The following is a 207-nucleotide window of genomic DNA, read 5'->3' on the forward strand; positions in this document are numbered from 1 at the left end:
TTTGATTCCCTTACGGAATCAATGGAGAATAGCGGGATCGAACCGCTGACCCCCTGCTTGCAAAGCAGGTGCTCTCCCATCTGAGCTAATTCCCCATAACAAACAAAGTTTGTTGAGTGGGCCTAAATGGACTCGAACCATCGACCTCACGCTTATCAGGCGTGCGCTCTAACCAGCTGAGCTATAGGCCCAATAAAGCGTTATATT

At 48.8% G+C, this 207-nt stretch carries 2 tRNA genes; both read right to left on the reverse strand.

Going from position 1 to position 207, the window contains the following annotated elements:
- Positions 1-22 precede the first annotated feature (22 nt).
- A tRNA-Ala gene (locus tag AC6H04_RS11795) sits at positions 23-95 on the reverse strand.
- 22 nt (positions 96-117) lie between these two features.
- Positions 118-191 (reverse strand) — tRNA-Ile (locus tag AC6H04_RS11800).
- Between the last annotated feature and the right edge of the window lie 16 nt (positions 192-207).

It is taken from the genome of Secundilactobacillus sp. MJ173 (genome assembly GCF_059704265.1).